Source organism: Actinocrispum sp. NPDC049592, assembly GCF_040675465.1.
Classification (GTDB): domain Bacteria; phylum Actinomycetota; class Actinomycetes; order Mycobacteriales; family Pseudonocardiaceae; genus Kibdelosporangium.
The window spans coordinates 44,735-68,126 of the sequence record NZ_JBFAPA010000004.1; the positions used below are offsets into that span (position 1 = coordinate 44,735).

General features: G+C 69.7%; 21 protein-coding genes. 8 read left to right on the plus strand and 13 right to left on the minus strand.

The genetic code is table 11. The features are described from left to right. Positions 1 to 75: 75 nt before the first annotated feature. Positions 76 to 4,653: a CHAT domain-containing protein gene (locus tag AB0J95_RS12510; protein WP_364756314.1), complete on the plus strand. Its 4,578-nt coding sequence runs from the start codon at positions 76 to 78 to the stop codon at positions 4,651 to 4,653. A 3-nt stretch (positions 4,654 to 4,656) separates the two neighbouring features. Here AB0J95_RS12510 and AB0J95_RS12515 read toward each other — a convergent pair whose 3' ends face one another. The 4 genes from AB0J95_RS12515 to AB0J95_RS12530 are packed head-to-tail and all read right to left on the minus strand — an operon-like array spanning position 4,657 to position 8,863. Further along, on the minus strand, positions 4,657 to 6,555 hold the full coding sequence (locus tag AB0J95_RS12515) for a CocE/NonD family hydrolase (protein WP_364756317.1): 1,899 nt from the start codon (positions 6,553 to 6,555) through the stop codon (positions 4,657 to 4,659). After that, positions 6,555 to 7,373, minus strand: a complete 819-nt coding sequence (locus AB0J95_RS12520; RefSeq protein WP_364756319.1) for a transporter substrate-binding domain-containing protein — start codon at positions 7,371 to 7,373, stop codon at positions 6,555 to 6,557. The genes AB0J95_RS12515 and AB0J95_RS12520 overlap by 1 nt, the downstream gene beginning before the upstream one ends. Before the next feature lie 21 nt (positions 7,374 to 7,394). Continuing rightward, complete coding sequence (locus AB0J95_RS12525; protein ID WP_364756321.1) at positions 7,395 to 8,138, minus strand: amino acid ABC transporter ATP-binding protein; 744 nt, start codon at positions 8,136 to 8,138, stop codon at positions 7,395 to 7,397. Further along, complete coding sequence (locus tag AB0J95_RS12530) at positions 8,138 to 8,863, minus strand: amino acid ABC transporter permease (protein ID WP_364756323.1); 726 nt, start codon at positions 8,861 to 8,863, stop codon at positions 8,138 to 8,140. The genes AB0J95_RS12525 and AB0J95_RS12530 overlap by 1 nt, the downstream gene beginning before the upstream one ends. Before the next feature lie 114 nt (positions 8,864 to 8,977). On the opposite strand from AB0J95_RS12530, the gene AB0J95_RS12535 reads away from it, so the two are divergent. Further along, positions 8,978 to 10,054, plus strand: a complete 1,077-nt coding sequence (locus AB0J95_RS12535) for a DUF5937 family protein (RefSeq protein ID WP_364756326.1) — start codon at positions 8,978 to 8,980, stop codon at positions 10,052 to 10,054. A 1-nt stretch (position 10,055) separates the two neighbouring features. On the opposite strand, the gene AB0J95_RS12540 is transcribed toward AB0J95_RS12535, so the two are convergent. The 4 genes from AB0J95_RS12540 to AB0J95_RS12555 all read right to left on the minus strand — a co-directional run bounded on the left by AB0J95_RS12540 (position 10,056) and on the right by AB0J95_RS12555 (position 14,033). Next, complete coding sequence (locus AB0J95_RS12540; protein ID WP_364756329.1) at positions 10,056 to 10,397, minus strand: STAS domain-containing protein; 342 nt, start codon at positions 10,395 to 10,397, stop codon at positions 10,056 to 10,058. After that, complete coding sequence (locus AB0J95_RS12545) at positions 10,397 to 11,434, minus strand: cobalamin-dependent protein (protein WP_364756331.1); 1,038 nt, start codon at positions 11,432 to 11,434, stop codon at positions 10,397 to 10,399. The genes AB0J95_RS12540 and AB0J95_RS12545 overlap by 1 nt, the downstream gene beginning before the upstream one ends. Then, entirely contained in the window at positions 11,431 to 13,014 is a 1,584-nt protein-coding gene (locus AB0J95_RS12550) for a PP2C family protein-serine/threonine phosphatase (RefSeq protein WP_364756334.1), read from the minus strand. The genes AB0J95_RS12545 and AB0J95_RS12550 overlap by 4 nt, the downstream gene beginning before the upstream one ends. Positions 13,015 to 13,127: 113 nt before the next feature. Beyond that, positions 13,128 to 14,033, minus strand: coding sequence for an LLM class flavin-dependent oxidoreductase (locus AB0J95_RS12555; RefSeq protein ID WP_364756337.1), 906 nt, complete (start codon positions 14,031 to 14,033; stop codon positions 13,128 to 13,130). A gap of 115 nt (positions 14,034 to 14,148) precedes the next feature. Between AB0J95_RS12555 and AB0J95_RS12560 the strand changes: the two genes are divergently transcribed. Beyond that, entirely contained in the window at positions 14,149 to 15,057 is a 909-nt protein-coding gene (locus tag AB0J95_RS12560; RefSeq protein WP_364756340.1) for a LysR substrate-binding domain-containing protein, read from the plus strand. A gap of 555 nt (positions 15,058 to 15,612) precedes the next feature. Here the strand turns inward: AB0J95_RS12560 and AB0J95_RS12565 are convergent. Both AB0J95_RS12565 and AB0J95_RS12570 read right to left on the minus strand, forming a co-directional pair. Continuing rightward, positions 15,613 to 15,915: a luciferase family protein gene (locus AB0J95_RS12565; RefSeq protein WP_364756342.1), complete on the minus strand. Its 303-nt coding sequence runs from the start codon at positions 15,913 to 15,915 to the stop codon at positions 15,613 to 15,615. 10 nt (positions 15,916 to 15,925) lie between these two features. Next, positions 15,926 to 16,807: a LysR family transcriptional regulator gene (locus AB0J95_RS12570; protein WP_364756345.1), complete on the minus strand. Its 882-nt coding sequence runs from the start codon at positions 16,805 to 16,807 to the stop codon at positions 15,926 to 15,928. An 83-nt stretch (positions 16,808 to 16,890) separates the two neighbouring features. Between AB0J95_RS12570 and AB0J95_RS12575 the strand changes: the two genes are divergently transcribed. Further along, the gene (locus AB0J95_RS12575) at positions 16,891 to 18,183 is read left to right on the plus strand and encodes an aspartate aminotransferase family protein (RefSeq protein WP_364756348.1); all 1,293 of its coding nucleotides are present in this window, start codon (positions 16,891 to 16,893) and stop codon (positions 18,181 to 18,183) included. An 18-nt stretch (positions 18,184 to 18,201) separates the two neighbouring features. Here the strand turns inward: AB0J95_RS12575 and AB0J95_RS12580 are convergent, their stop codons facing one another. Together AB0J95_RS12580 and AB0J95_RS12585 are read right to left on the minus strand one after the other, a co-directional pair. Beyond that, entirely contained in the window at positions 18,202 to 18,396 is a 195-nt protein-coding gene (locus tag AB0J95_RS12580) for a DUF3072 domain-containing protein (protein WP_364756351.1), read from the minus strand. 168 nt (positions 18,397 to 18,564) lie between these two features. Further along, positions 18,565 to 19,047 (minus strand): MarR family transcriptional regulator, encoded by a 483-nt coding sequence (locus AB0J95_RS12585; RefSeq protein ID WP_364756354.1) that lies wholly within the window; start codon positions 19,045 to 19,047, stop codon positions 18,565 to 18,567. 261 nt (positions 19,048 to 19,308) lie between these two features. On the opposite strand from AB0J95_RS12585, the gene AB0J95_RS12590 reads away from it, so the two are divergent. Genes AB0J95_RS12590 through AB0J95_RS12600 form a run of 3 tightly spaced genes read left to right on the plus strand, consistent with a single transcriptional unit; the run spans position 19,309 to position 21,345 of the window. Beyond that, positions 19,309 to 20,772 carry an oligopeptide:H+ symporter gene (locus tag AB0J95_RS12590; protein ID WP_364756357.1) on the plus strand — a complete coding sequence of 488 codons (1,464 nt, stop codon included), beginning with the start codon at positions 19,309 to 19,311 and terminating at the stop codon, positions 20,770 to 20,772. A gap of 25 nt (positions 20,773 to 20,797) precedes the next feature. Further along, on the plus strand, positions 20,798 to 20,938 hold the full coding sequence (locus AB0J95_RS12595; protein ID WP_364756360.1) for a hypothetical protein: 141 nt from the start codon (positions 20,798 to 20,800) through the stop codon (positions 20,936 to 20,938). Next, positions 20,938 to 21,345 (plus strand): DUF6292 family protein, encoded by a 408-nt coding sequence (locus AB0J95_RS12600; RefSeq protein WP_364756363.1) that lies wholly within the window; start codon positions 20,938 to 20,940, stop codon positions 21,343 to 21,345. The genes AB0J95_RS12595 and AB0J95_RS12600 overlap by 1 nt, the downstream gene beginning before the upstream one ends. On the opposite strand, the gene AB0J95_RS12605 is transcribed toward AB0J95_RS12600, so the two are convergent. After that, positions 21,342 to 22,265 carry an RNA ligase family protein gene (locus AB0J95_RS12605; RefSeq protein ID WP_364756366.1) on the minus strand — a complete coding sequence of 308 codons (924 nt, stop codon included), beginning with the start codon at positions 22,263 to 22,265 and terminating at the stop codon, positions 21,342 to 21,344. The two genes, AB0J95_RS12600 and AB0J95_RS12605, sit on opposite strands and share 4 nt — an antisense overlap. Positions 22,266 to 22,365: 100 nt before the next feature. On the opposite strand from AB0J95_RS12605, the gene AB0J95_RS12610 reads away from it, so the two are divergent. Then, entirely contained in the window at positions 22,366 to 23,382 is a 1,017-nt protein-coding gene (locus tag AB0J95_RS12610; protein ID WP_364756369.1) for a GGDEF domain-containing protein, read from the plus strand. Positions 23,383 to 23,392: the final 10 nt, after the last annotated feature.

Here is a 23,392-nt window from a genome sequence, read left to right on the forward strand (position 1 = left end):
ACCTCCCGATCGGCTGGGGGAACTGTACTTCCTCGCCCGGACGGGCATCTGGTCAAATGGGCCGGGAGGGGTGTCATGGCGATGCGGCAGGAACTGATCGCGGCGGTGTGGGCGCGGCTCGAGGCGCTGGATGCCTGGCGGGAGGAGGATCCATCGGCGCGGGGGCTGGCCCCGGTCCTCACCGAGGAGGCAGTGGCCGAAGCGCGGCAGCTCGCCACGATGGCCGACGACGACCTGCGCGCCAGACACGCCCTTGGCTGGTTCCATCTCTACCGGTACACGGTCCTGCCGGAGGGCGAGGACGAGGACGACCTGGACGAGGCCGTCGAGCAGTTCGCCCCGTGCTTCGTCGCCGACCTCGGCGGGCTGCCGGAGTCCCTGCTGGACGTGATCGCGTGGCGGGCGGCCGATACCGGGCTCGCCATGCTGGGCCAGGCCATGCAGTCGCCGGACCCCGCGGTGTCGGCACAGACTTCGGCGCTGTGGCGGCGAATCGTCGAGGCCACCCCGGACGACCAGCCCGACCTGCCGACCTACCGCAACAACCTGGGCGTCGCCCTGCAGAACCAGTTCAAGCGGACCGGCGCCCTGGACGTGTTGGACGAGGCCATCGAGGCGCTGCGGGCCGCGACCGAACCGGACACGCCCGATCGCGGCATGTTCCTGTCCAATCTGGGCAGTGCCCTGCAGCTGAGCTATGTGCACCGCGGCCGTCTGGAGGACCTGAACGCCGCCGTCGAAGCCAACACAGCGGCCGTGGCGGGGGCGTCCGGTGACGCGGTCCCGGCGATGTACCTCAACAACCTCGCCCTCTCGCTGCAGAACCGGTTCGAGCGGCTGGGCGTCGCGGCCGATCTGGACGAAGCGGTCGCCGCCTTCCGCGCGGCCTTGACCGCGCCACCGGCCCCGGAGGCCGAACCCGCCGCGATCATGTCCAATCTCGGCAGTGCGCTGCGGATCAGGTTCGGCAGCGGCGGTGTGCCGGCCGATGCGGACGAAGCCGTCGCAGTGCTGCGGGAAGCGGTGGCAGACACACCACCCGGTCATCCCAGTCTCTGCATGCGCCTCAGCAACTTTTGCACGGCACTGTATGCGCGGTACGGCGGTACCAAGTCCAGCGCGGACCTGGACGAGGCCATCGACGCGGGCCGGGCCGCGGTCGCGGCGACACCGCCCGGCCATCCCAACACCTGGATGCACCTGAGCAACCTCGGAAACGCGCTGCAGCAACGGTTCCGGGTGACCGCGAACCCAGCGGACCTGGATGCGTCCACCGAACTGTTCGACGCGGTCGTCGCCATTCTCCCGCCCGGCCACCCGAACCTGTCCGGCTGCCTGATCAACCATGCCATGACCCACCGGCTCCGGTTCGACCGCACCGGCGACCCCGCCGATCTCGAGGCCGCGGTAACCGCGTTCCGGTCAGTGGCGCCCTTGCTGCCCGTCGAAGACCCCACCCGACCGGACGTCCTGTCCGCGCTCAGCATCGCATTGGTGCAGCTCTTCGAACGATCGGAGGACCGCGCGACGCTGCTGGAGGCGTTGCGGTGCGGGCAGGAAGCGCTCGAATCGGCTCCGGCGGACCATCCGAACCTCGCCGCCGTGCAGTCCAACCTGGGGTTCACGTATCGCGTGCTGTTCGAGCGGACTGGGGACGCCGACCTGCTGACCGAGGCGATGCGGCTGGGCCGTGCCGCCCTGGACGCCGCTGCGGCCGACGACCCCGAACTCGGCGCCTTCCGGTCCTACCGTGGGCTCACCCTGCTCCGGTGGTCTGAGCACACGGGGGACATCGCGGCGCTCAGCGAGGCGGTCCAGACCATGCGGGACGGGGTCGCGGCGTACGCACCGGGGCATCCGGCGCTGTTGTACCTCCTGCCCAACCTGGAGTTGGCCTTGCTGCGGCTGTACGAGCGGACGGCGGACGCCGAGTTGATCGCCGAGGCGATCCGGGCCGGCCGGACCGCGGCCGCCGCGGTCCCGGTCGGGCACCGGAACCGGCCCACGATCCTGACCAACCTGGGCACCGCGCTTCGCATGCAGTACGGCCAGACCGGAGACTCCGGCGCGTTGGCCGAGGCCGTGCAGACCGGGCGGGCGGCGGTCGACGGTGCGTCCGCCGGTCACCCGGACCGGATAGCGGCCTTGTCCGCCCTCAGCTTCACCCTGGTGACCCGGTACCTGGCCACTGGCGACACCGATGCGTTGGGCGAGGCTGTCGGCCTGGCCCGGGAGGCGGTGGCGAGCGCCTCCGCCGACCATCCCGTCCGCGCCGGGTTCCTGTCCAACCTGGGCAACGCCCTGCGGGTCCTGGCCGAACGGACGGGCGACGGAACACACCTCACCGAGGCGGTCGACGCGCTGCGGGAGGCCACCGCGGCCATCCCGGTCGGCCACCCTGACAGCGCCAGTCACTACACGAATCTGACCACCGTGCTGCGGATGTTGTTCGAGCGCACGGGTGATACCGATGTGCTCGCCGAGGCGCTGCACGCCGGCCGGCAGGCTGTCCTGGCCGCTCCGCCGGGCGATTCCCGGCGACCGGCGTCGCTGTCCTGCCTGGGCGCCGCCCTGCAGACCCAGTTCGACCGGACCGGCGATCCGTCCGTGCTGACCGAGGCGGTGCAGGTGTTGCGGGAGGCGCTGCGGATCGCCCCCGCCGAGTTCATGGAACGGGCCCGCTGCATGGCCAACCTCGGGGTCGCGCTGCGCAAACTGGCCACCTGGGCCAAGAACCCCGACCTACTGGCCGAGGCGGTGCAGGTCTCGCGGGACGCGATCGAGGCTGCGGCAGGCGACGACACCGGCCGGCCGTTGTTCCGCTACAACCTCGCGATCTGCCTGGAGGTGCTGTTCGAGGCGACCGGCGACATCACCGCACTGCATGAGGCGATCAGCGTGGGCCGCGAGTCGGTCCGGTCGATCCCGGCCGACGACGCCGCCCGGGCGATGCCGGAGTCGAATCTCGGCTCCTCCCTGCGGATGCTGTTCGACCGGACCGGCGAGCCCGAGGTGCGAGACGAGGCGAGACAGAGTTTCCTGCGGGCAGCACGCAACACTGGGGGCTCGGTCGTCATCCGCGTGTGGGCCTACCAGCAGTTCTGTGCCATGGCTGGGAAGGACGGCGCGCCCGACCTCGATGCGCTGGCCGCGGCGGACGCCGCGATCGCCCTGCTGCCCCAGCTCGCGCCGCGTGCGCTGGCCCGGTCGGATCGCGAACACCGGCTGGCCACGACGCCGTCCCTGGCTGGATCTCTCGCCGGGGCCGCGCTGGCCGCTGGTCGCGCTGATCGGGCCGTGGAACTGCTGGAACAGGCTCGCGGGGTCCTGGTCGCCGACGTCGTCGACGCGCGCAGCAACGACCTCACCCGGCTGCGTGAGGCGGCTCCGCAGCTGGCTGCGGCGTTCGAGGATCTGCGGGCGCGCCGGGAGGTGCTCGACGGCACGAGTTCTGGACCTGAGCTCGCCCAGGGCCGACGGGCGGCGCAGGCCGAGTGGGACGACCTGATCGCGCGGATCCGGGCCGTCGAGGGCTGCGGCGACTTCCTCACGGCCGCAGGCATCGGCACGCTGACCCAGCATGCCGCCGATGGCCCCGTCGTGTTCGTGACCACCGGCAATGCCTTGGTTCTCACCGGCGACGCGAGTTCTCCGGTGTTGGTCGTGCCGCTGCCCGGGCTGACCGAGGCCGAGGCGGTCGCGCGGACGGAGCTCCTGCTCGAAGCGCTGGACGAGGGCGCCGATCCGGAACTCGGCCTGTCCGCGCGCCGGGCGGCTCAGTCCGACGTTCTGGACGTGTTGGCCTGGCTGTGGGACGTCGTCGCCGAGCCGGTCCTGACGGCGCTGGGACACGTCGCCACGCCCGTGGGGGACTGGTCACGCGTGTGGTGGTGCCCGACCGGCGTCCTGACCAGTCTGCCGTTGCACGCGGCCGGGCATCACCGCGATCTGCTCGACGGAGCCGAGCAGCCGCGTACGGTGCTGGACCGCGTTGTGTCCTCGTATACCGCGACGGCCCGAGCGCTCGGCTACGCACGCTCTCAACCGGCCCGTGCCGCGAACAGCACGCTGATCGTGTCCGCCCCCAACCCGCCCGGCGCGGCTCCGTTGCCCGGCGCCGCCGCGGAGGCCGACACCCTCAGCGCGCTGGTTCCCGGTGCCCACCGCCTGCCCGCCCCGACCCGGCAGGCGGTCCTGGCCGCGTTGCCGCAGTACGCGGTGGCCCATTTCGCCTGCCACGGTCATGTGGACCTCGTCGACCCCGCTGCGAGCCGGTTGGTGCTGGACGACCACGACAGCACGCCGCTGACCCTCGCGGACATCAGCGCGTTGCGTCTCAACGGATCCCTGGCATTTCTCTCCGCCTGTGACACGGCCTCCGCCACACCGTGGCTCGCCGACGAGACGATCCACATCACCAGTGCCTTCCAGCTGGCTGGGTTCCCACAAGTCATCGGGACGCTGTGGTCGGTCAGCGACGAAGCCGCCCACCGGATCGCCACCGACTTCTACACCCGCCTCACCTCCAGCGGAACGATTGTGCCGGAGACGTCCCGCTGTGCGGAGGCCCTGCACCACACCATCCGGACGTTGCGCGCCGCACTACCCGCCACCCCGACCCTCTGGGCCGCGCACACCCACACCGGGATCTGACCCTCAGTCCCGCACCGGAAAACGGCCCTCGGCGCGGCCCTGCCCGGTTCGGGCTGATCGCAGCACCGGCAGGATCAACCACGACCGGCCGTCGACGTGGACCCGGTTGGTCGCCACGACCTTCCTGCGGTCGCCCACTTCCCGGGCGCCGGTGTTGGTGTTGACGTCGAACCGGGGGAAGTTGCTGGAGCTGACATCCAGCCGGATCCGGTGGCCGGCAAGGAAAAGGTTCGCGGTGTCCGGCGCTTCGATGGTGATGTCGTAGATCTCGCCGGGCACCAGTGGCGCCGGATCGGCGAACGAGTCGCGGTAACGGCAGCGCAGGATGCCGTCGGTGAGGTTCATCGCGAACCCCTGCGGATAGTCCACTGTGGGCGGATGAACGTCGATCAGCTTCATGGTGAAGTCGGTGTCGGCAGCGCTCGACGACACGGCGAGCCGCACGGAAACGGGGCCGGCGATCGCGATGTCGTGCTCCAGCGGGGGAGTCTGGAACACGAGCACGTCCGGCCGGCTCTCCAATGGCAGAAAAGGCTGTGCCGCACCGAAGAACCGTGAGTCGGGGCGCTGGTCGAACGCGCCGCCGGACATCACCGGCTCGCCGGAGGTGACCTGGCCGCCGATCGTCGGAACGGGGTCGGCCGGATCGAAGTCGTACTCCAGGCAGGCACCCGGCGTCGCGCTCCGCCCCAGGCTTCCGTTCTCGCCCAACAGGAAGATCTGATCCGCCACGGACTCCGGCGGCCACACCGACGTCGTGTGCCACCGGCCGCCATGATCGAGCCGGCCTTCCGCGGTCCGCCGCCCGGAACCACCGCCCATCAAGAAGAACCGCACCGGAGGCGGCGGTTGCACGCCCCGTTCCGGTGTCAGATGCGCGTCGAACCAACGCAGCCGCATCGACACATAGTCGTCGTCAAGGTTCCCGTCGAGCGGCGCGTTCGGTCCGAAGTCCACATCACCCGCGTGCCGTTCGCTGCGGGCACCATGAGTCCACGGTCCAAGCACAAGGTAGGCCGGGCTGTGCTTCTTGCGGCCCAGTTCGCGGAAGTTCTCGGTGGCAGTGCGGATGTACGGGTCATACCAGCTGGAGATGTGCAGGCTCGGCACATCCGGGAACCGGTCGTAGTACCCGCGTGCGAAGATCCCGGGCTGGCGCCAGTAGTCGTCGAAGACGCCGTGTTCCCATTGCTGCAGAAGGTAGTCCTCGTAGTCCGGAACGAACCGCAACGGCGTGGCCCCGCGTCGCCATGGCATCCGGGTGAACCAGGCCCGCAGGTCCTCCGACTCCAACGTGGCACGCAACACCGGGTCGGCCTGGACCGCGGCGCTGGTCCGGGCGCGGTGGAACGCCCAGGTCACCTGCTTCAGCTCGAACGCCCCGCCCATCCGGGTTCCCGCCTCGTAGGCGCTCGCAAACCCGCCAGAGTCAAGGAACATCGCCGCCAGGTGAGGCGCTCCCAACGACGCCAGCGCGGCCTGGGTGTGCGCGGAATAGGACACGCCCATCGTTGCGACGCGCCCATCACACCAGTCCTGCGCGGCGATCCACTCCACCGTGTCGTACCCGTCCTCGGCCTCGTTGAGGTACTTGGTGAACGTGCCGCCCGAGTCGCCGCGGCCCCGGCAATCCTGCCGCACCACCAGGTATCCGCCCGCGACGAACCGTTCCGCCACAACCTCGGGCGCCGGCGGGTCAGCCGAGCCGAGCACGCCGTCGGACTTACGCGGGAGCCGCCTGCCGTAAGGCGTGCGTTCCAGGATCACCGGTCCGGCAACCGGATCAGGCTCTGCCGCGTACAAGTCCGCCACGAGGATGGTGCCGTCGCGCGCCGGGATGTCCACCACGAGACGCCAGCAACTGCGGCCATCGGGCAAGGCCAGCTGTTCCCAGCTGCCCATCACATGCCGCCCGCGAACTGCGGTGTGAGCTCGGGCCACGCGGCCAGCAGTTGGGGGAGGGGAGCGGTGGTGAAGTACTTGCGGTACAGCCGCGCATAGGTGCCGTCGGCGACCATCGCGCCGATCTGCTTGTCCAGAGCGGAAAGCAGCGCGTCGTGATCCTTCGGCACCGCAATCGAGGTGGGGTGCTCGACCGGAGCCGACGCGGCCCGTCGCATGCCGGGATACTGCTTGAGGAACTGTTCCGCATCCGGGCCGCCGACCACGAACGCGTCCAGGGTGCCGTTCAGCAGCTGGCTGACCGCGGCGTTGGCGTTGGGGAAGCCGATCGGCACCGCACCGGGCATTTTGGCTTTGACAAAGGGTTCCTGGGTTGACCCGGTGACCGCACCGACCTTCCGGCCGCCGAAATCGGTGAGCTGCGAGGCCGTGCTCGCCGCCGTGGTCAGCACCGCGGTGGTGCTCCAGAACAACGGCTTGGTGAAGGCGACGCTCTTCTGGCGTTCCTCGGTGACACCGAGTCCAGCCGCGGCCAGGTCGTACTGGTGACTGGTCAGACCGGCCAGCGAGGCCGTCACTGACGTCGACTTGTAGTCGACCGAAAGGCCGAGTCGTCTGGCGGCCTCGTCGGTGATGTCCACGATGAAACCGACCGGTTTGCCGGTGGGGTCGCCGAAGGCGAACGGCGGCTGGCTGGTCTGCGTGGCGGCGTGGATCTTGCCCGGTTCGATCAGGCCGTAGGGGTTGTCGGCCGCTGACGGGCTACCGCAGCCGGTGAGTACTGACATGGCCAGTGCTAAGCAGACAGTTCGACGCATGGCGGTGTCCTTTCCGGACAGTCAGAGCACGCGGGCGAGGAAGTCCCGCAGCCGCGCGGTTTTCGGGTCGTCGAGGGTGGACCGGGCGGGCCCGGCCTCGGCGATGCGGCCTTCGTCCATGAACACCACGCGGTCGGCGACCTCACGCGCGAACGCGATCTCGTGCGTCACCGCGAGCATGGTCATGCCGGACGCGGCCAGCGTGCGCATCACGTCCAGCACGTCCTTGACCAGCTCCGGGTCCAGCGCCGAGGTGGCCTCGTCGAACAGCATCACCTCGGGCTCCATGGCCAGCGCGCGGGCGATCGCCACCCGCTGCTGCTGCCCGCCGGACAACCGGTCCGGCCGCTGCTGGGCCAGCCCAGCGAGGCCGAACCGCTGCAGCTGGGTCATCGCGGCGGCCTCGGCTTCGCCCTTGCCCAGCCGGCGAACGTGCCGCAGCGCGACAGTGACGTTCTTGACCACGCTCATGTGGGGGAACAGGTTGAAGTGCTGGAACACCATGCCGACCCGGGCCCGGACCGCGTCGACGGCCATGCCGGTGATCTGCGTGCCACCGATCCGGATCTCACCGGAGGTCGGCGGTTCCAGCAGGTTGAGGCACTTGAGCAGGGTCGACTTGCCCGACCCGGACCGCCCGATCACACAGACTGTCTCGCCCGCGGCCACGTCCAGGTCGACCGACCGGAGCACCTCCAAAGGACCGTACTGCTTGTGCAGGCCGCGCACGGACACCGCGGGCGGCGCGGCGACGGTCGTGGTCATCAGACCACCGCCTTAGCCGGAACCGCCGCGGGACGGCCGTCGCGCATCCGTTTGTCCAGCCAGTTCACCGCGTAGGTGAGCGGGATCGTCACCAGCAGGTAGCACAACCCCGCGGCGACCAGTGCTGACGAGTTGTACGTCGCCGCCTGCCGTTCCTGCGCGATGAAGTACAGCTCCCGCTGGCCGAAGCCGAGCCCGAGCAGGTACACCAGGGCACTCTCCTTGACGTCGATGATGAACTGCCCGGCCAGCGCCGGCAGGACGTTGCGGATGCCCTGGGGGACAACGACAACGCGCATAGCGGTGAGATAGGGCATGCCGAGGCTGCGGGCGGCGTGCAACTGTCCTGACGGGACGGCTTGAATGCCGGACCGGAAGATCTCGGCCGAGTAGGCCGCCGAGATCAGCGCGATCGCCAGGACCGCGTAGCCCAGCGGTTCCCGGCCGAACGGGCGCAGACCGGCCGCGGGCAGCCCGACGCCGACCAGGCTGACGGTGACGATCGCGGGCAGGCCGCGGAACACGTCGACATACAGCCGGGCGGGCAGCCGCACCAGCCGGTGCCGTGACAGCAGCAGCATCGCCAGCACCACCCCGCCGACCACGCCGGACACGATCGCCAGCACGGCGATCAGCAGGGTGTTGCGCAGCCCTTCGGTGAGCAGCGCGGGCAGGACGCCGAGGATCTCGTCGGGATCGAAGAACGTGTGCAGGAAGTCATCCATCGGCCTGGCCTCTCGTGTCGGCCCCCTGGCGGTGCCGGAAGGCTAGGTCCGCCCGCGCGCGGTTCCCGGGATAGTTACCGCGACCGCGGTAACTATGGGTCTTAAGCTGGGTGCATGCCCGTCGTCCTGACGCTCACCGGGGTGCGGCCAGCCGACCTCGTCGCCGGGGTGTCGCCGCTGGCGGAGTTGCTCGCCTGCCTGCACTCGATCGCCGAGCCCGAGCACCATTTCGAGGCGCGACCATGGCTGTCCCGGGTGCGCGCGGACCTCCCGGCAGACCTGCAGAGCAGGCTGAACACCTACGCCCCGCTTTGGGCGCGGCGCCGGTGCCGGCTGCTGCTGCCGTTCGCGTTGCCGCTCGGGCAGTCGTTCGACGAGGAGCTGCGGCGGATCGCCGAGCTGCCGCTGGACCTGTTCACCGGGACCGTGGCCGAGGCGATCCACGGCGGCATGGTCGAGATCGGCGACCTGCTGGGGTCGGCGGCCGCGCGGGACTCCTATGTCGCTTCGTGCGAACGGCGGTCCTTCGGCCGCGGTGAGCTGGCCAGGCACCTCGTCTCTGACCCATCGGGGTTCCGCGCGGATCTGCTGGACCTGCTGCGGGCGTGCGCCGGCTCGTTCTTCGCCGAGGAATGGGCCCGGGTCGCGCACCGGCTGGAGACCGAGTGCGCGGCGGTGCGGGCACGGGTCGGCGCGTTGCCGGTCGCCGAGGCTTTGGCTTCACTGAGCCAGAACGCGACCGTCCGAGCGGAACCGCCCACCGTCGTGTTCGACAAACTCCAGCCCCTGCACGCCGATCTCCGTGGCCGCCGTTGCCTGCTCGTGCCGTCCGTGCATGCCCGTCCGCACCTCATCGTCAAGGTCGACCCGGCTTTCCCTGTGGTGGTGCACTTCCCGGCCTCAGGACCATCCACGCAGGACACTCTTGCCCAGGTCCGTGAGCGCCTCGCGATCCTCGCCGACCCGGCCCGGCTGTCGCTGTGCCGTCACCTGGTCAACGAGCCGATCACCACCTCCGACCTGGCCGCCCGCACCGGAATGACGCTGCCCCAGGTGTCCCGCCACCTCACCCGGCTGCGGGACGCCGGCCTGCTGGTGTCCGTCCGCGACGGCCGGATGATCCACCACCGCCTCAACCTCCAGCGCCTGATGCACCTCGGCGTGGACGTCCTGACAACCATCATCCGCTGATCTACTGCGGCGGCTCGGGTGTCTCGGTGAGGTAGGCGTGGGTGCCGGTGAGGGTGAGCATGCGGTCGAGGCGCATCGGGCGGTTGTCGAGGTGGAGGTGGGTGTTGGCTTGCTGGGCGCGGCGTTTGGCCATCAGGAGGATGGACAGGCCGGTCGAGTCGATCGTGGCGATGTCCGCGCAGTCGAGGACGAGGTCGCGGATCTCGGGGACGTCCAGGAGTTGCTGGGCGATGGTCGCGTCGAGGTTCTGGGCGGTCTCGAACGTCAGGTCACCGGCGAGGCGGACCTCGACGGTGTGCGGGTCGCGGAGGCTGACCGTCACGGTGAAGCCGGGTGTCGTCATCACAGAACCCCGTCGAGGTCGTCACTGGCTTCCTTGAGCAGCCGGCTCACCCGGGTGAAGTCCTTGAGCCGCAAGGCAAGCACGTCGAGGGTGGGCAGCAGCACCCGGCCGGGAACGCCACGGGCCGCCAGGATGTCCGCGGTCCACCGGAGGAACCCGGTGAACAGGTCCGCCGAGTCCACATACAAGGCGGTGGCCAGGAAGTCGACGATCTGCGCGATGTCCTCGGCGGTGTGCTCGAGCTGCTGGGGTGTGTACTCCGCCATCGCGGGCAACCGCGCGGTGAGGTCCGCCATGGTCTGTTTGACCAGCGACCGCGCGTTCCGCGCGACCGTCGTGTACTCCTGGTCGGCCAGGTGCGGCAGGTCGTCGATCGGCTGGTGCGCCACGGCCGGACGCAGGCCGTCGGCCAGCAGGTCCGCGGCGCGGCGGGCATCAGGCGCCCACGCGTTCGCGCCCAGCAGACGCGCATACCGGCCATCCGGGCCGAAAGCCGCGCCTCCGGCCAGCACGGGCACACCAGCGGCCTGGCACGCGGTGATGGTCGCGTGCGCGGTCGGCAGGCGCGTGGCGATGGAACTCGACAAAGCCACCGCGTCCGGTCCGGTCAGATGCAGGTGCGCGATCAGGTGCTGCGCCGGCACCTTCGCGCCGAGGAACTCCACCTGCCAGCCCCGCAACCGCAGCACCTCGGCGAGCAGGCGCGCGGGCAGCGCGTGCCATTCGCCGTCGATACAGGCGACCACGACGCGGCCGAGCCGGGATTCCACCCGCGTGACCTGGTGGTGCGCCATCGCGGCGATCACCCGGTCGTTGATGGCGGTCGCCGCGTGCTCCTGCGCGACGCTGATCCGGTTCGCCGCCCATTCCCGCCCGACCTTGGCCTGGACCGGCGCGATCACGTCGAGCAGCGCGTCCTCCGCAGCGAGACCGTCGTTGAGCGCGCCGAACACCACTCCCGCGGCGGCATACTCATCGCCGGAGGAGACCGCCGACCACAACCGGTCGACCAGATCGGTGGCCACGGCTTGGGTCATCGCGCTTCCTGGTGCCGCGGCGCGGTAATGGCCACGACCGCGATGTCGTCGTGGTGGTTGTCCCCGATCCATTGCGTGGCAAGCACCTGCACGCGTTCCACGATCGCTTCGCTAGGAATACCAGCACATTCGGTCAGCGCATCGGCCAGCCGCGCCTCGCCGAAGAAGGCGTCACCCAACGGGCCACCACGCGCCTCGGTCACCCCATCCGTGTACAGCACACAGGACTCGCCCGGCTCCAGATGCACAACTGCCGTGTTGGCATGCACTTCCGGCAGCACACCAACGAGACTGCCTTGAGTCCGTGCCTCCTCAACGCTCCCGTCGTTACGCACGATCAACGGCGGCAGATGGCCCGCGTTGGTCAGCCGCAGCCGGACCCGAGGCTCCTCACGCACGGCCGACACCAACACGAGCGTCGCGAACCTGGTGTGGCGCGAGCTGAGCAAGGCGCTGTTGAGCATGGTCAGGATCCGCTGGTGGTTGCTCGCCAACGGCAGCAACGCATGCAGCGTGTTGCGGATCTTGCCGGTCATCGCCGCGGCCTCGAGTCCCTTGCCGCACACGTCACCCAGCACGAGGAACGACTCGCGGCCGGCCGGGTGCAGGTCGTAGAAGTCGCCGCTGACCCGGTCGGCGGCACCGGACGGCAGGTAGCCACCGGCGAACTCGATCCCACCGGCGTGCTCCAGCCGCGGCGGGACCAGGTCCCGCATCAGGACCTCGGTGATGCTCGCCTGCTCGGCGTAGAGCCGAGCCGTGGCGATCGCGGCACCCGCGCGGGCGGCGAACAACCGGGCGACGACCTCCTCGTCCTCGCTGAACACCGCCCGGTTCGACTTGCGCAGCAACACCAGCGCACCGGCGGGCACGCCCTGACCGGGCAACGGGACGACCGCGACCGACCCGATCGGCCCGAACCCGCCCGGGATCACCCAGGCCGCGACGCTGGCAGGGTCGATCCACCGCGACGGAACCGGCGGGAACCCCTTCAGCGCGACGTCCAGGCCCGGCACTGACGCCGGATCGGCGACCAGCACCTCCCGCACCGGCCGTCCGCCGCGCTCGTGCCACACCATGGTCAGCGTGTTCAGCTTCGGCGGCAGGATGACCACCGCCGCGTCGGCCAGGTACTCGGCCGCGAGCTGGGCGGTGATGTCCATGCACCGGCCGAGGTTCATCGACGACAGCAGCAGAGTCGACGCGTGCACAAGGAAAGCGGTGCGCTCGCGTTCGGCTTCCAGCAACCGCTTGGTCCGCTGGTGGTCGGTGACGTCGAACAGCCACCACGCCACCGCACTGCCCAGAGGCACGGCGAGGGCCTGGAAGTCACGTCCGGCGATGAGGCCGCGCACCGGCTCGCGCACGTTCTGCCGGTTCGCCTGGGCCAGCCAGGAGGGCACCACGTCGTCCAGGGGCAGTCCAGGCCGGCCGATGGTGAACAACGCCGCAGCGGCCTCGTTGAGCTCCAGCACGTCTCCGTTCGAGCCCACGACCAGCACGGGCGACGGCGCCGCTCTCATCACCGAGCCGTACTCGCCGTCGGCCAGCCCCATCGACCGCTCCTCGGATGTGCTCACGTGCCGCCCGCATGCCCCTTTCCGGACATTGATCACTCAACAGTTTTCGACGCTACCTTGTCCTCTGGCCGCTGTGTGAACGAGCCACCGACTACCGGACCAATGCCCCGCAGTCAGCCGAGCACGGTCAAAGCCGGTGCCACGCGGGCGAGTTGGCCGACGCCGGTGGCGAGTTCCGTGCCGATCGGCGACAGCAGCGTGACGTGGTCCGCCCCGGCGGCGAGGTGTGCCCGGACCTTCGCGGCGATCGAGTCGGGTCCTTCGTGGGCGACGAGCGCGTCCACCAGGTGGTCGTTCACCTCGGCGGGATAGCCCAGCTCGACGAGGGTGGTCTGGAAGCTGGCGCGGGCCGCCCAGGTCGTCACCGTCTGCCGCGCGGCGGCCCTGGCCTGGTCGGGGTCGTCGTCGAGCACCACGGACTGAGCTACCACGAGCAGCTTGTCGGGGCCGAGCAGCCGCCTGGCGAGCGCGGTGTGTTCCGGCGGCAGCCCGGCGGGCAGGGCGCCGTCGGCGATCTCCCCGGCGAGCGTGAGCATCTTCGGCCCGTTCGCACCGAGAATCCGCGGATAGGCGGTATCCGGCGCGGGCGGCCAGGTCTCGCTGTCCATGCCGGTGATGTAGTCGCGCATGGTGGCCAGGGGACTGCCGAACTCGCGGCCGACGCTCTGCGCCTGCTGCGGGTAGCCGACCCCGAGGCCGAGGGTGAACCGGCCGGGAAAGGCCTGGGCGAGATAGGCCGCGGCGCCGTGCGCGGTCTGCGGCGACCGCGCCCAGATGTTGGCCACGCAGGTACCGAACGCCATCCGCTCGGTGGCGCCCAGCAGCACGGCCAGCTGCGCGAACACGTCCTTGCCGATGACCTCGTTGGTCCACGCGCTTCGGTAACCGGCGCCTTCGAGGCGGCGGACCGCCGTTCGCTGCTCGTCGGCCGGGGCGGTGCTGGTGAACGAGACCGGCAGGTTCACCCCGACTGGTCCCAGCGTCCGGCGCGCCTCGTCCACCACTGTGCTGGTCGTCATCGTGATCCTCCTGGTCGGGTGCTGGTCCTTCCACGGTGCCGCCGGGACACCGCACCGGGCCAATGAAACTTTCGTATGCCGTATTGCGTTTCCCGTATCACCGCAGGGTCTTGGCGTGGACTACGGTGGAGCCATGCCCGACCTGCCGCAGCCGGTGGACCTCGATCTGCGGCTGGTGCACTGCTTCACCGTGGTCGCCGAACACCGGCATTTCGGCCGCGCCGCCGAAGCCCTGCACGTCACCCAGCCATCCCTCAGCCGCCAGATCCACCGGCTGGAGCAGCAGCTCGGCGCGCGGCTGCTGGATCGGACCCCGCGGGGCAGCAGTCTCACCGAGGCGGGCGAGGTGTTCCTGCCGCAGGCCAAGGCGTTGCTGCGCACCGCCACCCAAGCCATCGCACGCACCCGTGCCGCGGCCGAGCCAAGCCGCCTCTTCGTTGGCTACGCGGGCGGCCTGATCGTCACCCCCGCGGTCCGCGAGATGCGCCACCGCCATCCCGGCGCCGACGTGCGAGCCCTGCACGTGGCGTGGAACGACATCCACGCGGCGCTGCTCGAGCACCGGGTGGACGTGGTGGTCGGCAGGCTGCCGTTCACCACCGATGGCCTGCACATCACGGTTCTCTACGCCGAACCGCGCGTGGTGATCGTTCCGGTGGACCACCGCCTGGCAGGCAAGGAGTACGTCACCCTCGACGACATCGCCGACGAGCCCATGCCCCAGCTACGCGAGTCCGACCCGGCGTGGAGTGCCTACTGGCGCATCGATCCACGCCCCGACGGCCGTCCCGCGCCCGGCGGGCCGATCATCGATGCGATCGAGGACAAGCTGGAAGTCGTTGCGTCGGGCCAAGCTCTGGTCATCGGCGTCGGTGCGATCGGCGCCCTGCGGCCTGACCTCGTCGCGATTCCGCTGGACGGCGTCGACCCTGCGCACGTCGTTCTGGCCACCCGCGCCGACGACCGCAGCCGCCTGGTCGCCGCGTTCCGCAAATACGCCCCGGCCCACCTCACCGCCGGATAGCCTGGCCCGGTGGGGATCTGCGTATTCGCGAGGTCCTGATCGGTCCGGTCGGTGGGCGCTGGAACCCGCGGTACGACTTCGAAAGCATCGTCCTCGCACACCACCCCGCAACACAGGCCGCGCTGTTTCCCGCGGCGTTCGCGGCCGGGCAGCGGGTGCTCGATGCGGGCACCACCACGCCGAACCGCACCGACTACCACCGTGCGATGTTGCGTGTGCTGGGCATCGATGAACCATCGACGGCCCTGTTACAGGAGCTGGAGGGTCCGGCTGCGGGTCCGGCGGTCGAGGTCTTTGCCGATGTGCGGCCCGTCCTGGACCGGCTGCGGGCCTGGAGCGTTGGCATGTCGGTGGTGTCGGACAACTGGGCCGGTCTCGAGCCTGGCGGTGTCTGTTCGTCGATGACGATCCGGAGCTGGTCTTGGCGGCCGTCCGGCTCGGATATCACGGGGTTGCGCTCGTTCGCGAAGGACCGATGGTCTCGCCGGTCCCGGTGATCACAACGCTCCACGAAGTGCTGCCGATCGTGATCGCGTGAGGGGGCTGTGCCCGCGATCAGCGGTTCGCCGCGGCCGCCTGGCGGACCAGATCGGTGACGAACGCGGCATCCTCTGGGCCTGCGACGCGCACGGTCAACCAATCGGATCCACTGCGCAGTTCGACCCGTGGGTCCGCCTTCAGCTCCGCTCGCCGCGCGCTGATCGCGGCCCTCGTCATCCTCAGATCCAGCACGTTCTCGGCTTCGAGATGGGCGATTTCCCTGCCACCGACCCAATAACCGAGATCGTCCTTGTACCGCGACGGGCACTCCACCACGTCGCCGACCGCGAGGATCAACTCCCGCAACCACTCACTCATCGAAGGCACCCTACTTGCGCAGTGCTTCGAGAACGGTGGAGACGGCGGCGCGGGGTGGGGAGCCGCGGCGGACGGCGGCGGTGATGGAGCGGCTGACGGGGGTGGCGAGCTGACGGGTGGCGACGCGGAACCGGGTGTCCACGGCGAGGCTGGGCAGCAGGGCGATCGACAGCCCGGCTTCGATGTGTTGAAGGGTGGTCATGTAGTTGCCGAAGCGGCACACCACACGGGGCTCGAACCCGGCTTGGCGGCACAGCCGGATGGCGAGGGTGGCCATGTAGGAGTGCGGCATGTCGAACGCCCAGGGCTCGTCGGCGAACGCGGCGAGGTCGGCGGGGCCGCGGCCGGCGGTGGGGTGGCCGGGTGGGATGACCAGCACGATGGTGTCGGTGGCCAGGGGCACGATGTCGATGTCCGGGCCCAGGGGGAGCTCGACGAAGTCGGTGGTCGTGATGATCACGTCGACGTCGCCGCCGCGCAGCGCGGGCATGCTCTCGTGCGGTTCGAGGTGTTGCACCTCGACGTCGAGGTGCGGGTACAACCCTGCCAGGCGGGTCACCGCGGGGACCGCCATGGTGTGGATCGCGCTCTGGAACGCCCCAAGCCGCACCAGACCGGCCGGTTCCTCGCCGAACCCCCGCAGCTCCGCCTCGACGGTGTCCATGTGGTCGAGGATCGCCCTCGCCCGGCGCGCCAGGATCACGCCGGTGGGGGTCAGCCGGACCCGGCGGCCGACGCGTTCCAGCAGCTGGGTGTGGGTCTCCGCCTCCAGTACGGCGAGCTGCTGGGACACGCTCGACGCGCTCATGTTGGCGGCCTGCGCGACGGCCCGGACGGTGCCGTGCGTGTCCAGCTGACACAGCAGCCGCAGCCGCCAGGGGTTGAGCGTCATGCGTTCATTGTGCGGCTCTGCCGGACAACGAAGCCGGAATTGTGAGATGGACGCGGCACACGGCCCGGCCTTAGCGTCGTGACATGGGCTTCTGGACCGACGTCGACCGGCACCTGATCCGCTACGCGGGCCCCGGCGCGTTCACCCCCGAGATCATCGCCGGCGCGAACGGCAGCTTTCTGGTCACCGAGGACGGCCGCCGGATCCTCGACTTCACCTCCGGCCAGATGAGCGCGATCCTCGGGCACTCGCACCCGGAGATCGTGGCCACCGTGCAGCGCCAGGTCGCGACGCTGGACCACCTGTTCAGCGGCATGATCAGCCGCCCGGTGGTCGACCTCGCCCGGCGGCTGGCCGGGACCCTGCCCGCGCCGCTGGAGAAGGTGCAGTTGCTGACCACCGGCGCCGAGTCGAACGAGGCCGCCCTGCGGATGGCCAAACTCGTCACCGGCAAGCACGAGATCGTGTCGTTCGCGCGGTCCTGGCACGGCATGACCCAGGCCGCGGCCGGCGCCACCTACAGCGCGGGCCGCAAGGGTTACGGGCCCGCGGCGCCGGGCAACTTCGCCATCCCGGCGCCCAACACCTACCGCCCCGACTTCACCACCGCCGACGGCGACCTCGACTGGCGGCAGCAGCTGGACTTCGCGTTCGACCTGATCGACGCCCAGTCGGTCGGCAGCCTGGCCGCGTGCATCGTCGAGCCGATCCTCAGCTCCGGCGGCGTCCTGGAACCGCCGCTGGGCTACTTCGCCGCGCTGCAGGAGAAATGCCGCGAACGAGGCATGCTGCTGATCCTCGACGAGGCCCAGACCGGGCTCTGCCGGACCGGCACCTGGTACGCCTTCGAACGCGACGGCATCGTCCCGGACATCCTCACCCTGTCCAAGACCCTCGGCGCCGGCCTGCCGCTCGCCGCCGTGATCACCAGCCCGGAGATCGAGCAGGAAGCCCACGACCGCGGCTACCTGTTCTTCACCACCCACGTCTCCGACCCGCTGGTCGCCGCCGTCGGCAACACCGTGCTGGACGTGCTGACGAGGGACCGGCTCGACGAACGTGCCGCGAAACTGGGGGAGTTGCTCCGGCAAGGCCTGGCGTCCATCGGCGAACGGCATCCGGTCGTCGGCGACATCCGCGGCCGCGGCCTGCTCGTCGGCGTCGAACTGACCAGCGACACGGGCGACGCCGACGAGCTCGGCGCGCGGATCACCCGCCGCTGCCTCGAACTCGGCCTGCACATGAACATCGTGCAGCTACCCGGGATGGGCGGGGTGTTCCGGATCGCGCCGCCGCTGACCGCCACCGAGGACGAACTCGCGTTGGGCCTGGAGATCCTCGGCCAGGCGGTCGGCGACGCGGTCCGGGCACAGTAGACGGTCCACTGTGGAGGGCTAACTCGTGCCCCGCCCGGTCTTCTCCTGGAGCTGGTCGATCAGCTGGGAGGCCTCGGCCTTGGTCAGGGCGTCCGGGACCTGGACACCGGCTTCCTGGGCGAGAGTGTGCAGATAGGACTCCTGGGGCCCGGTCATCGGCTCGTCGCCGGTGGTCCAGTCCTCGGGGTCCTTCTCCGGGTTGGGTTGCGTCATGACCTCACTCCGTCAGGCGAACGTGTGTTCGGGTCCTGATTACCCGGCTGACCGACGGCCTAACCGTGGTCATCCGCGGCCGAAAGCGGCGACCCACGCGGTCACCGGACGGGTGGACATCCGCACGGCGCTGAACTGCCCGCGTCGGATGTGTCCCGACGACTTCGCTCAGAGCCACCCCGCTGACACCGGCGCCTCCCCACCCGCCGCCGCGAACGCCGACAACGCCCGCACCAACCCCCGCCGCGAAGTCGGCGACATCTGGCCGACAATCTCCGCGATCTGCGCCCGCCGTCGCTTGGTGACGTTGCCGACCACCGCGCGTCCCTTCCGGCTCAGCCGCACGACAAGCTCACGCCGTGACGCCGGGTTCGGCTCGCGATCGATCAGCCCCGCGATGACCAGCCGGTCCACCATCCGGGTGGCCGTCGACGGGTTGACCCCCAGCGACTCGGCGATCGCGGTCAGCTTGAGCGGGCCCTCGTTGCCCAGCACCACAAGGAGACGGAACTGCGGGATGGTGATGGTGTCGTCGACCGCCGCGATCGACCGCGCCGAGACGGCCACCAGCAGCCGGGACGCCGTGAGCACAGCGTCGGTGACGGCGTCGACATCATCGATCGCCTCGGGAGCAGGCAACGCGGGGGCCATAGCGTAGTTCTACCCCATCCCTCAGACACACAACCGCACCGCCGGTTGCGGTATGTGGACTTTGATGCTAGGCGTCCACAATGGTCTGGGGCGGACATGCGAGGGGATGCCAGCCGGGCGTCCTGGCGACTTCGCCGGTCATGCGCGGAGCAACTATTGCATTGGGCAAATATTGCCCAGCCGCCCGGCTGGGTGGTTACCGGCGGGGGTTGGTGGGTATCCGCGTACGCGTCTGTCATCTGACCAGGGGCGGTGACGAGGATGAGCGTTCCAGCGGCACAGCGTGAACGGGAGCAGAAGGGGTTCTTCGGGCATCCACGTGCGCTGGCGCATCTGTTCGGCGTGGAGATGTGGGAGCGCTTTTCCTTCTACGGCATGCAGGGGATCCTGACGATCTACCTGTACTACTCGGTCGCGGACGGTGGGCTCGCGCTGCCGGAGGCGACCGCGACGAGCATCGTCGGCGCGTATGGCGGGCTCGTGTATCTGTCGACGATTGTGGGCGCGTGGATCGCCGACCGGTTGGCCGGGTCCGAGCGGGTGTTGTTCTACAGCGCGATCCTGATCATGTTCGGTCACGTGTCGCTGGCGTTGCTGCCTGGGTTCGCTGGGGTGGGCGTTGGTCTGGGTGCGGTGGCGTTGGGGAGTGGTGGGTTGAAGGCGAACGCGACCTCGATCGTGGGTTCGCTGTACGCGCCGGACGACGAACGCCGGGACGCCGGTTTCTCGCTGTTCTACCTCGGAGTCAACCTCGGCGCGTTCATCGGCCCGCTGCTCACCGGTCTGGCTCAGGAGGAACTCGGCTTCCACTACGGTTTCGGCCTGGCCGCGATCGGGATGGCGGCCGGTCTGACCCAGTACTCGTTCGGCCGCCGCCATCTGCCGCCCGAGGCGAACGCCGTGCCCAACCCGTTGCCGGCGGGCAAACGGCCACTGGTGGCCGGGATCGTGCTCGTGGTCGTCGCCCTGGTGGTGACTCTGGTGCTGACCGGGGTGGTCTCCGCGGCCAACCTCGCGGACATCACGGTCGTGGTGATCATCGTGGCCGCGGTCGCGTACTTCGTCGTGATCCTCAGTAGCAGGCGGATCACCGCGGTGGAACGCAGGCGGGTGTTCAGCTTCATCCCGATGTTCCTGGCCAGCTTCGTGTTCTTCTCGTTGTTCCAGCAGCAGTTCACCGTGGTGACCATCTACTCCGACCAGCGCCTGGACCGCTCCCTGTTCGGCTGGGAGATGCCGGTCTCCTGGGTGAACTCGATCAACCCGATCTTCGTGATCGTGCTCGCCGGGGTGTTCGCGGCGATCTGGACCAAGCTCGGGCCGCGGCAGCCGTCGACGCCGATCAAGTTCGCGCTCGGCACCATCGTGATGGGCTTGGCGTTCCTGACTTTCCTGCCGATGAGCGGCAGCTCCGGCAACACCACGCCGTTGCTGATGCTGGTGTTGATCCTGCTGCTGTTCACCATCGCGGAGCTGCTGCTCTCGCCGGTCGGCCTGTCACTGTCCACAAAGCTCGCTCCCGAGGCGTTCCGCACCCAGATGGTGGCGCTCAACTTCCTGTCCATCGCACTGGGAACGGCCATGGCCGGCTCGCTGGCGAAGTACTACAACGTGGACAACGAAGCGCCGTACTTCGCCATCGTCGGCGGCACCGCGGTGCTGTTCGGCGTGATCCTCGCGGTGGTCAGCCCGTTCATCCGCAAGCTGATGAGCGGCGTGCACTGACGTAACACGACCGCAAACAACCGGGGTGGCGGTGACGCTGGCACTGACCGGAGCGGCCGGCTTCGGGATCGCCGCGGGCGTGCTGGCCCTGCTGATCGTGGCCTTCGACTCCTGGGTCAACGGCCGCGACACCGTGTCCAGCCGGTACGACGGGCCGGAGTGGTGATGAGGTTCGACGCGGGTCTGCGTTCGTATGTGCACGCGGTGGCGGCGGAGTTGGGCGTGGAGGCGGCGGCCGCGTGGGGTGAGGTCGCGGAACCGTCGACCGCCTACGTGGCCGTGCGTGAGCGCGCCGTCAGCCACCCGGACCGGGACGTCATGGTGCTGTGGGACGAACGCGCCGGCTGGGTCGTCGCCCTCGAGCATGAACCGGGCGAACCACCCGTGGTCCTGGCGCGCATCGAGGACGACCTCGTGCCGGAGCCGCGGCGGGTGGCGCAGGTGGTGCGGGCGGCCCTCGGCGGTGACACCGTTTCCCTGCCGGTGGTGAGAAACGGCGATACCGCCGATCTCCGGGCCCGGATCTCGGCCTGTGCCCGGTCGGAAGCGGTGGTCGGCCTGCCGCGGATCTAGCTCAACATTGTTGCGGTGCTCCGGATCAAGGCTTCGAGCGCGGCTTCGTCCCGTTCGCCAAGCGCGGCCATCGCCGTCGGATACGCCTGCGACAGGTCCACCATGACATCAAGCGTCACCTCATCGAGGAGTTCTTCGAAAACCAGGCCGACTTTCGACCGTGCGCCGGCCAGTCGAGCCGGATTGACCAGGGCTTGGGCGATCCGATGCAGGTCGGCCAGGGGGAGGCGGACGTGTGGGTCCCAGGCGCGGCTCTGGTCGAACCGCTGCTCGTCGAACTCGGCGATCTTCGCCTTGACGATCGGGCGTTGGCCCATGGCGAGCGGGGTGTCGGGGCGCAGGACGATGCCCTCGGCCAGGTTGTCCGGCAACGCGGGCAGACCGAGGACGTCCGGTATGCGGCTGGTGAATCGGACCGGCACGCCGTCCAGCGCCGATTTCGAGCCCTTGGCCAGCAACGGGACGACGTCCAGACCGGCCTCGGCGGCGATGGCGGCGACGTGTTCGTACGGCTGGTAGACGCCGGGGTCGTCGGGGTCCTCGTGAGTGAGCATGTCGAACAGGGCGAAGCGGATGTCCGGGCTGTACCAGATCCCGGTCTGCACCGCGGTGACGCCCGGAACCGGCGTGACGCCGGGGTGCGGATAGTGGCCGCCGTACAGTTCGCCGTAGATCCGCACTGCGGCACATCCGCTGGCCCTGGCGGATTTCGCGGCCAGCTCCAGAGCGCCGCGCAACAGTTGCCAGCCGAAGAACGGTTCGTCGTCCCGCAGCCACGCTTTGCGCTTGCCCACCAGCACATCCCGGCCGTCGTAAGCGATCACGAGCTGGGCGCCGTGGATCTTCTCGGTGGCCACCCACGGACCTCCGGCACCACCCGGATCGGTGACGGGGATCTTGGGGTACGGCACGTGACGCATCGCGGCAGTATGGCCCGTTCAAGATTGGAACGTCACGCGGATAACACTTTCCGTCGCGGCGTGGCTGTCCGCCGAGATCACGGTGGCTAAGCTGTCGAGGATGTTCGGATCCCAGGACAGGCAACCCACCGCCGCGCGTATCGGCGGTCTGTTGCTTGTCATCGGTGGCGGGCTGGCGTTGCTGTTGTGCGCCGCCGTCCCGGGGTTCGTCCACGGGAACACGACGCCGACGGCGTTCGCGGCGGGCGCCGCGGTGGTCATCGGGTTGTTCAGCGTGCTGAACGCGCAGCGGATCCCGCACTGGTTCGTCTGCGCGATCGGCCCGCTGGGCATCGCGCTGATCGCCATGTCGTCGCTGCTCACCAGGACCAGCGCGGACGGCAGCGAGCTGCTCTACCTGTGGCCGGTGCTGTTCACCGCGTACTTCCTGTCGTGGCGCAACGCGTTGTTCAACGTCGTGCTGATCGCGGTGATCTACACGCCGACCGCGATCTGGATCCGTGGCATGAGCGGAATCACCCCATCCGTGTACATGATCGGCACGTCGGTCGTCGCCCTCGCGGTCACCGCAAGCCTGCGCCGGCAAGTGAACCGCGCCGTTTCCCTCGCCGCGCGTGAGGCCCGCACCGACAAACTCACGGATCTACCAAACCGCCGGTCATGGGATGACGGACTGGCTGCCACCGTCGCCCGCCAGATCGAGCGCGGCGCCCCCATGTGCCTGTTGATGATCGACCTCGATCTCTTCAAACAACTCAACGACACCCACGGACACGCGGCGGGCGACACCGCATTGGCCTTCGTGGCCAGCGTCCTGCGCGAACAAACCCGCCAAACCGACCTCCTGGCCCGCATCGGCGGCGAAGAGTTCGCCGTCGCCCTCCCGGACTGCGCCCTCGCCGACGGCGTCCGCCGTGCCGAGAAAATCCGCCAAGCCGTCGAGACCAACTCCACCCGGCTGCCGGCCACGCTCACCGTGAGCATCGGCGTCGCCGCACTCCACGTCGACGCCACTACCACCAGCGAGCTGATGGCCCGCGCCGACGCCGCGCTCTATGCGGCCAAACGGTCGGGCCGCAACGCCGTTCGAGCGGTCTCCCTCGACGCTGCCTCATAGGCCACCGCGG

Excerpts from the sequence above, each read along its gene's own strand:
- AB0J95_RS12510 (WP_364756314.1), top strand. The coding sequence starts at position 76 with ATGGCGATGCGGCAGGAACTGATCGCGGCGGTGTGGGCGCGGCTCGAG.
- AB0J95_RS12515 (WP_364756317.1), bottom strand. The coding sequence starts at position 6,555 with ATGGGCAGCTGGGAACAGCTGGCCTTGCCCGATGGCCGCAGTTGCTGG.
- AB0J95_RS12520 (WP_364756319.1), bottom strand. The coding sequence starts at position 7,373 with ATGCGTCGAACTGTCTGCTTAGCACTGGCCATGTCAGTACTCACCGGC.
- AB0J95_RS12525 (WP_364756321.1), bottom strand. The coding sequence starts at position 8,138 with ATGACCACGACCGTCGCCGCGCCGCCCGCGGTGTCCGTGCGCGGCCTG.
- AB0J95_RS12530 (WP_364756323.1), bottom strand. The coding sequence starts at position 8,863 with ATGGATGACTTCCTGCACACGTTCTTCGATCCCGACGAGATCCTCGGC.
- AB0J95_RS12535 (WP_364756326.1), top strand. The coding sequence starts at position 8,978 with ATGCCCGTCGTCCTGACGCTCACCGGGGTGCGGCCAGCCGACCTCGTC.
- AB0J95_RS12540 (WP_364756329.1), bottom strand. The coding sequence starts at position 10,397 with ATGACGACACCCGGCTTCACCGTGACGGTCAGCCTCCGCGACCCGCAC.
- AB0J95_RS12545 (WP_364756331.1), bottom strand. The coding sequence starts at position 11,434 with ATGACCCAAGCCGTGGCCACCGATCTGGTCGACCGGTTGTGGTCGGCG.
- AB0J95_RS12555 (WP_364756337.1), bottom strand. The coding sequence starts at position 14,033 with ATGACGACCAGCACAGTGGTGGACGAGGCGCGCCGGACGCTGGGACCA.
- AB0J95_RS12565 (WP_364756342.1), bottom strand. The coding sequence starts at position 15,915 with ATGAGTGAGTGGTTGCGGGAGTTGATCCTCGCGGTCGGCGACGTGGTG.
- AB0J95_RS12570 (WP_364756345.1), bottom strand. The coding sequence starts at position 16,807 with ATGACGCTCAACCCCTGGCGGCTGCGGCTGCTGTGTCAGCTGGACACG.
- AB0J95_RS12575 (WP_364756348.1), top strand. The coding sequence starts at position 16,891 with ATGGGCTTCTGGACCGACGTCGACCGGCACCTGATCCGCTACGCGGGC.
- AB0J95_RS12580 (WP_364756351.1), bottom strand. The coding sequence starts at position 18,396 with ATGACGCAACCCAACCCGGAGAAGGACCCCGAGGACTGGACCACCGGC.
- AB0J95_RS12585 (WP_364756354.1), bottom strand. The coding sequence starts at position 19,047 with ATGGCCCCCGCGTTGCCTGCTCCCGAGGCGATCGATGATGTCGACGCC.
- AB0J95_RS12590 (WP_364756357.1), top strand. The coding sequence starts at position 19,309 with ATGAGCGTTCCAGCGGCACAGCGTGAACGGGAGCAGAAGGGGTTCTTC.
- AB0J95_RS12600 (WP_364756363.1), top strand. The coding sequence starts at position 20,938 with ATGAGGTTCGACGCGGGTCTGCGTTCGTATGTGCACGCGGTGGCGGCG.
- AB0J95_RS12605 (WP_364756366.1), bottom strand. The coding sequence starts at position 22,265 with ATGCGTCACGTGCCGTACCCCAAGATCCCCGTCACCGATCCGGGTGGT.
- AB0J95_RS12610 (WP_364756369.1), top strand. The coding sequence starts at position 22,366 with ATGTTCGGATCCCAGGACAGGCAACCCACCGCCGCGCGTATCGGCGGT.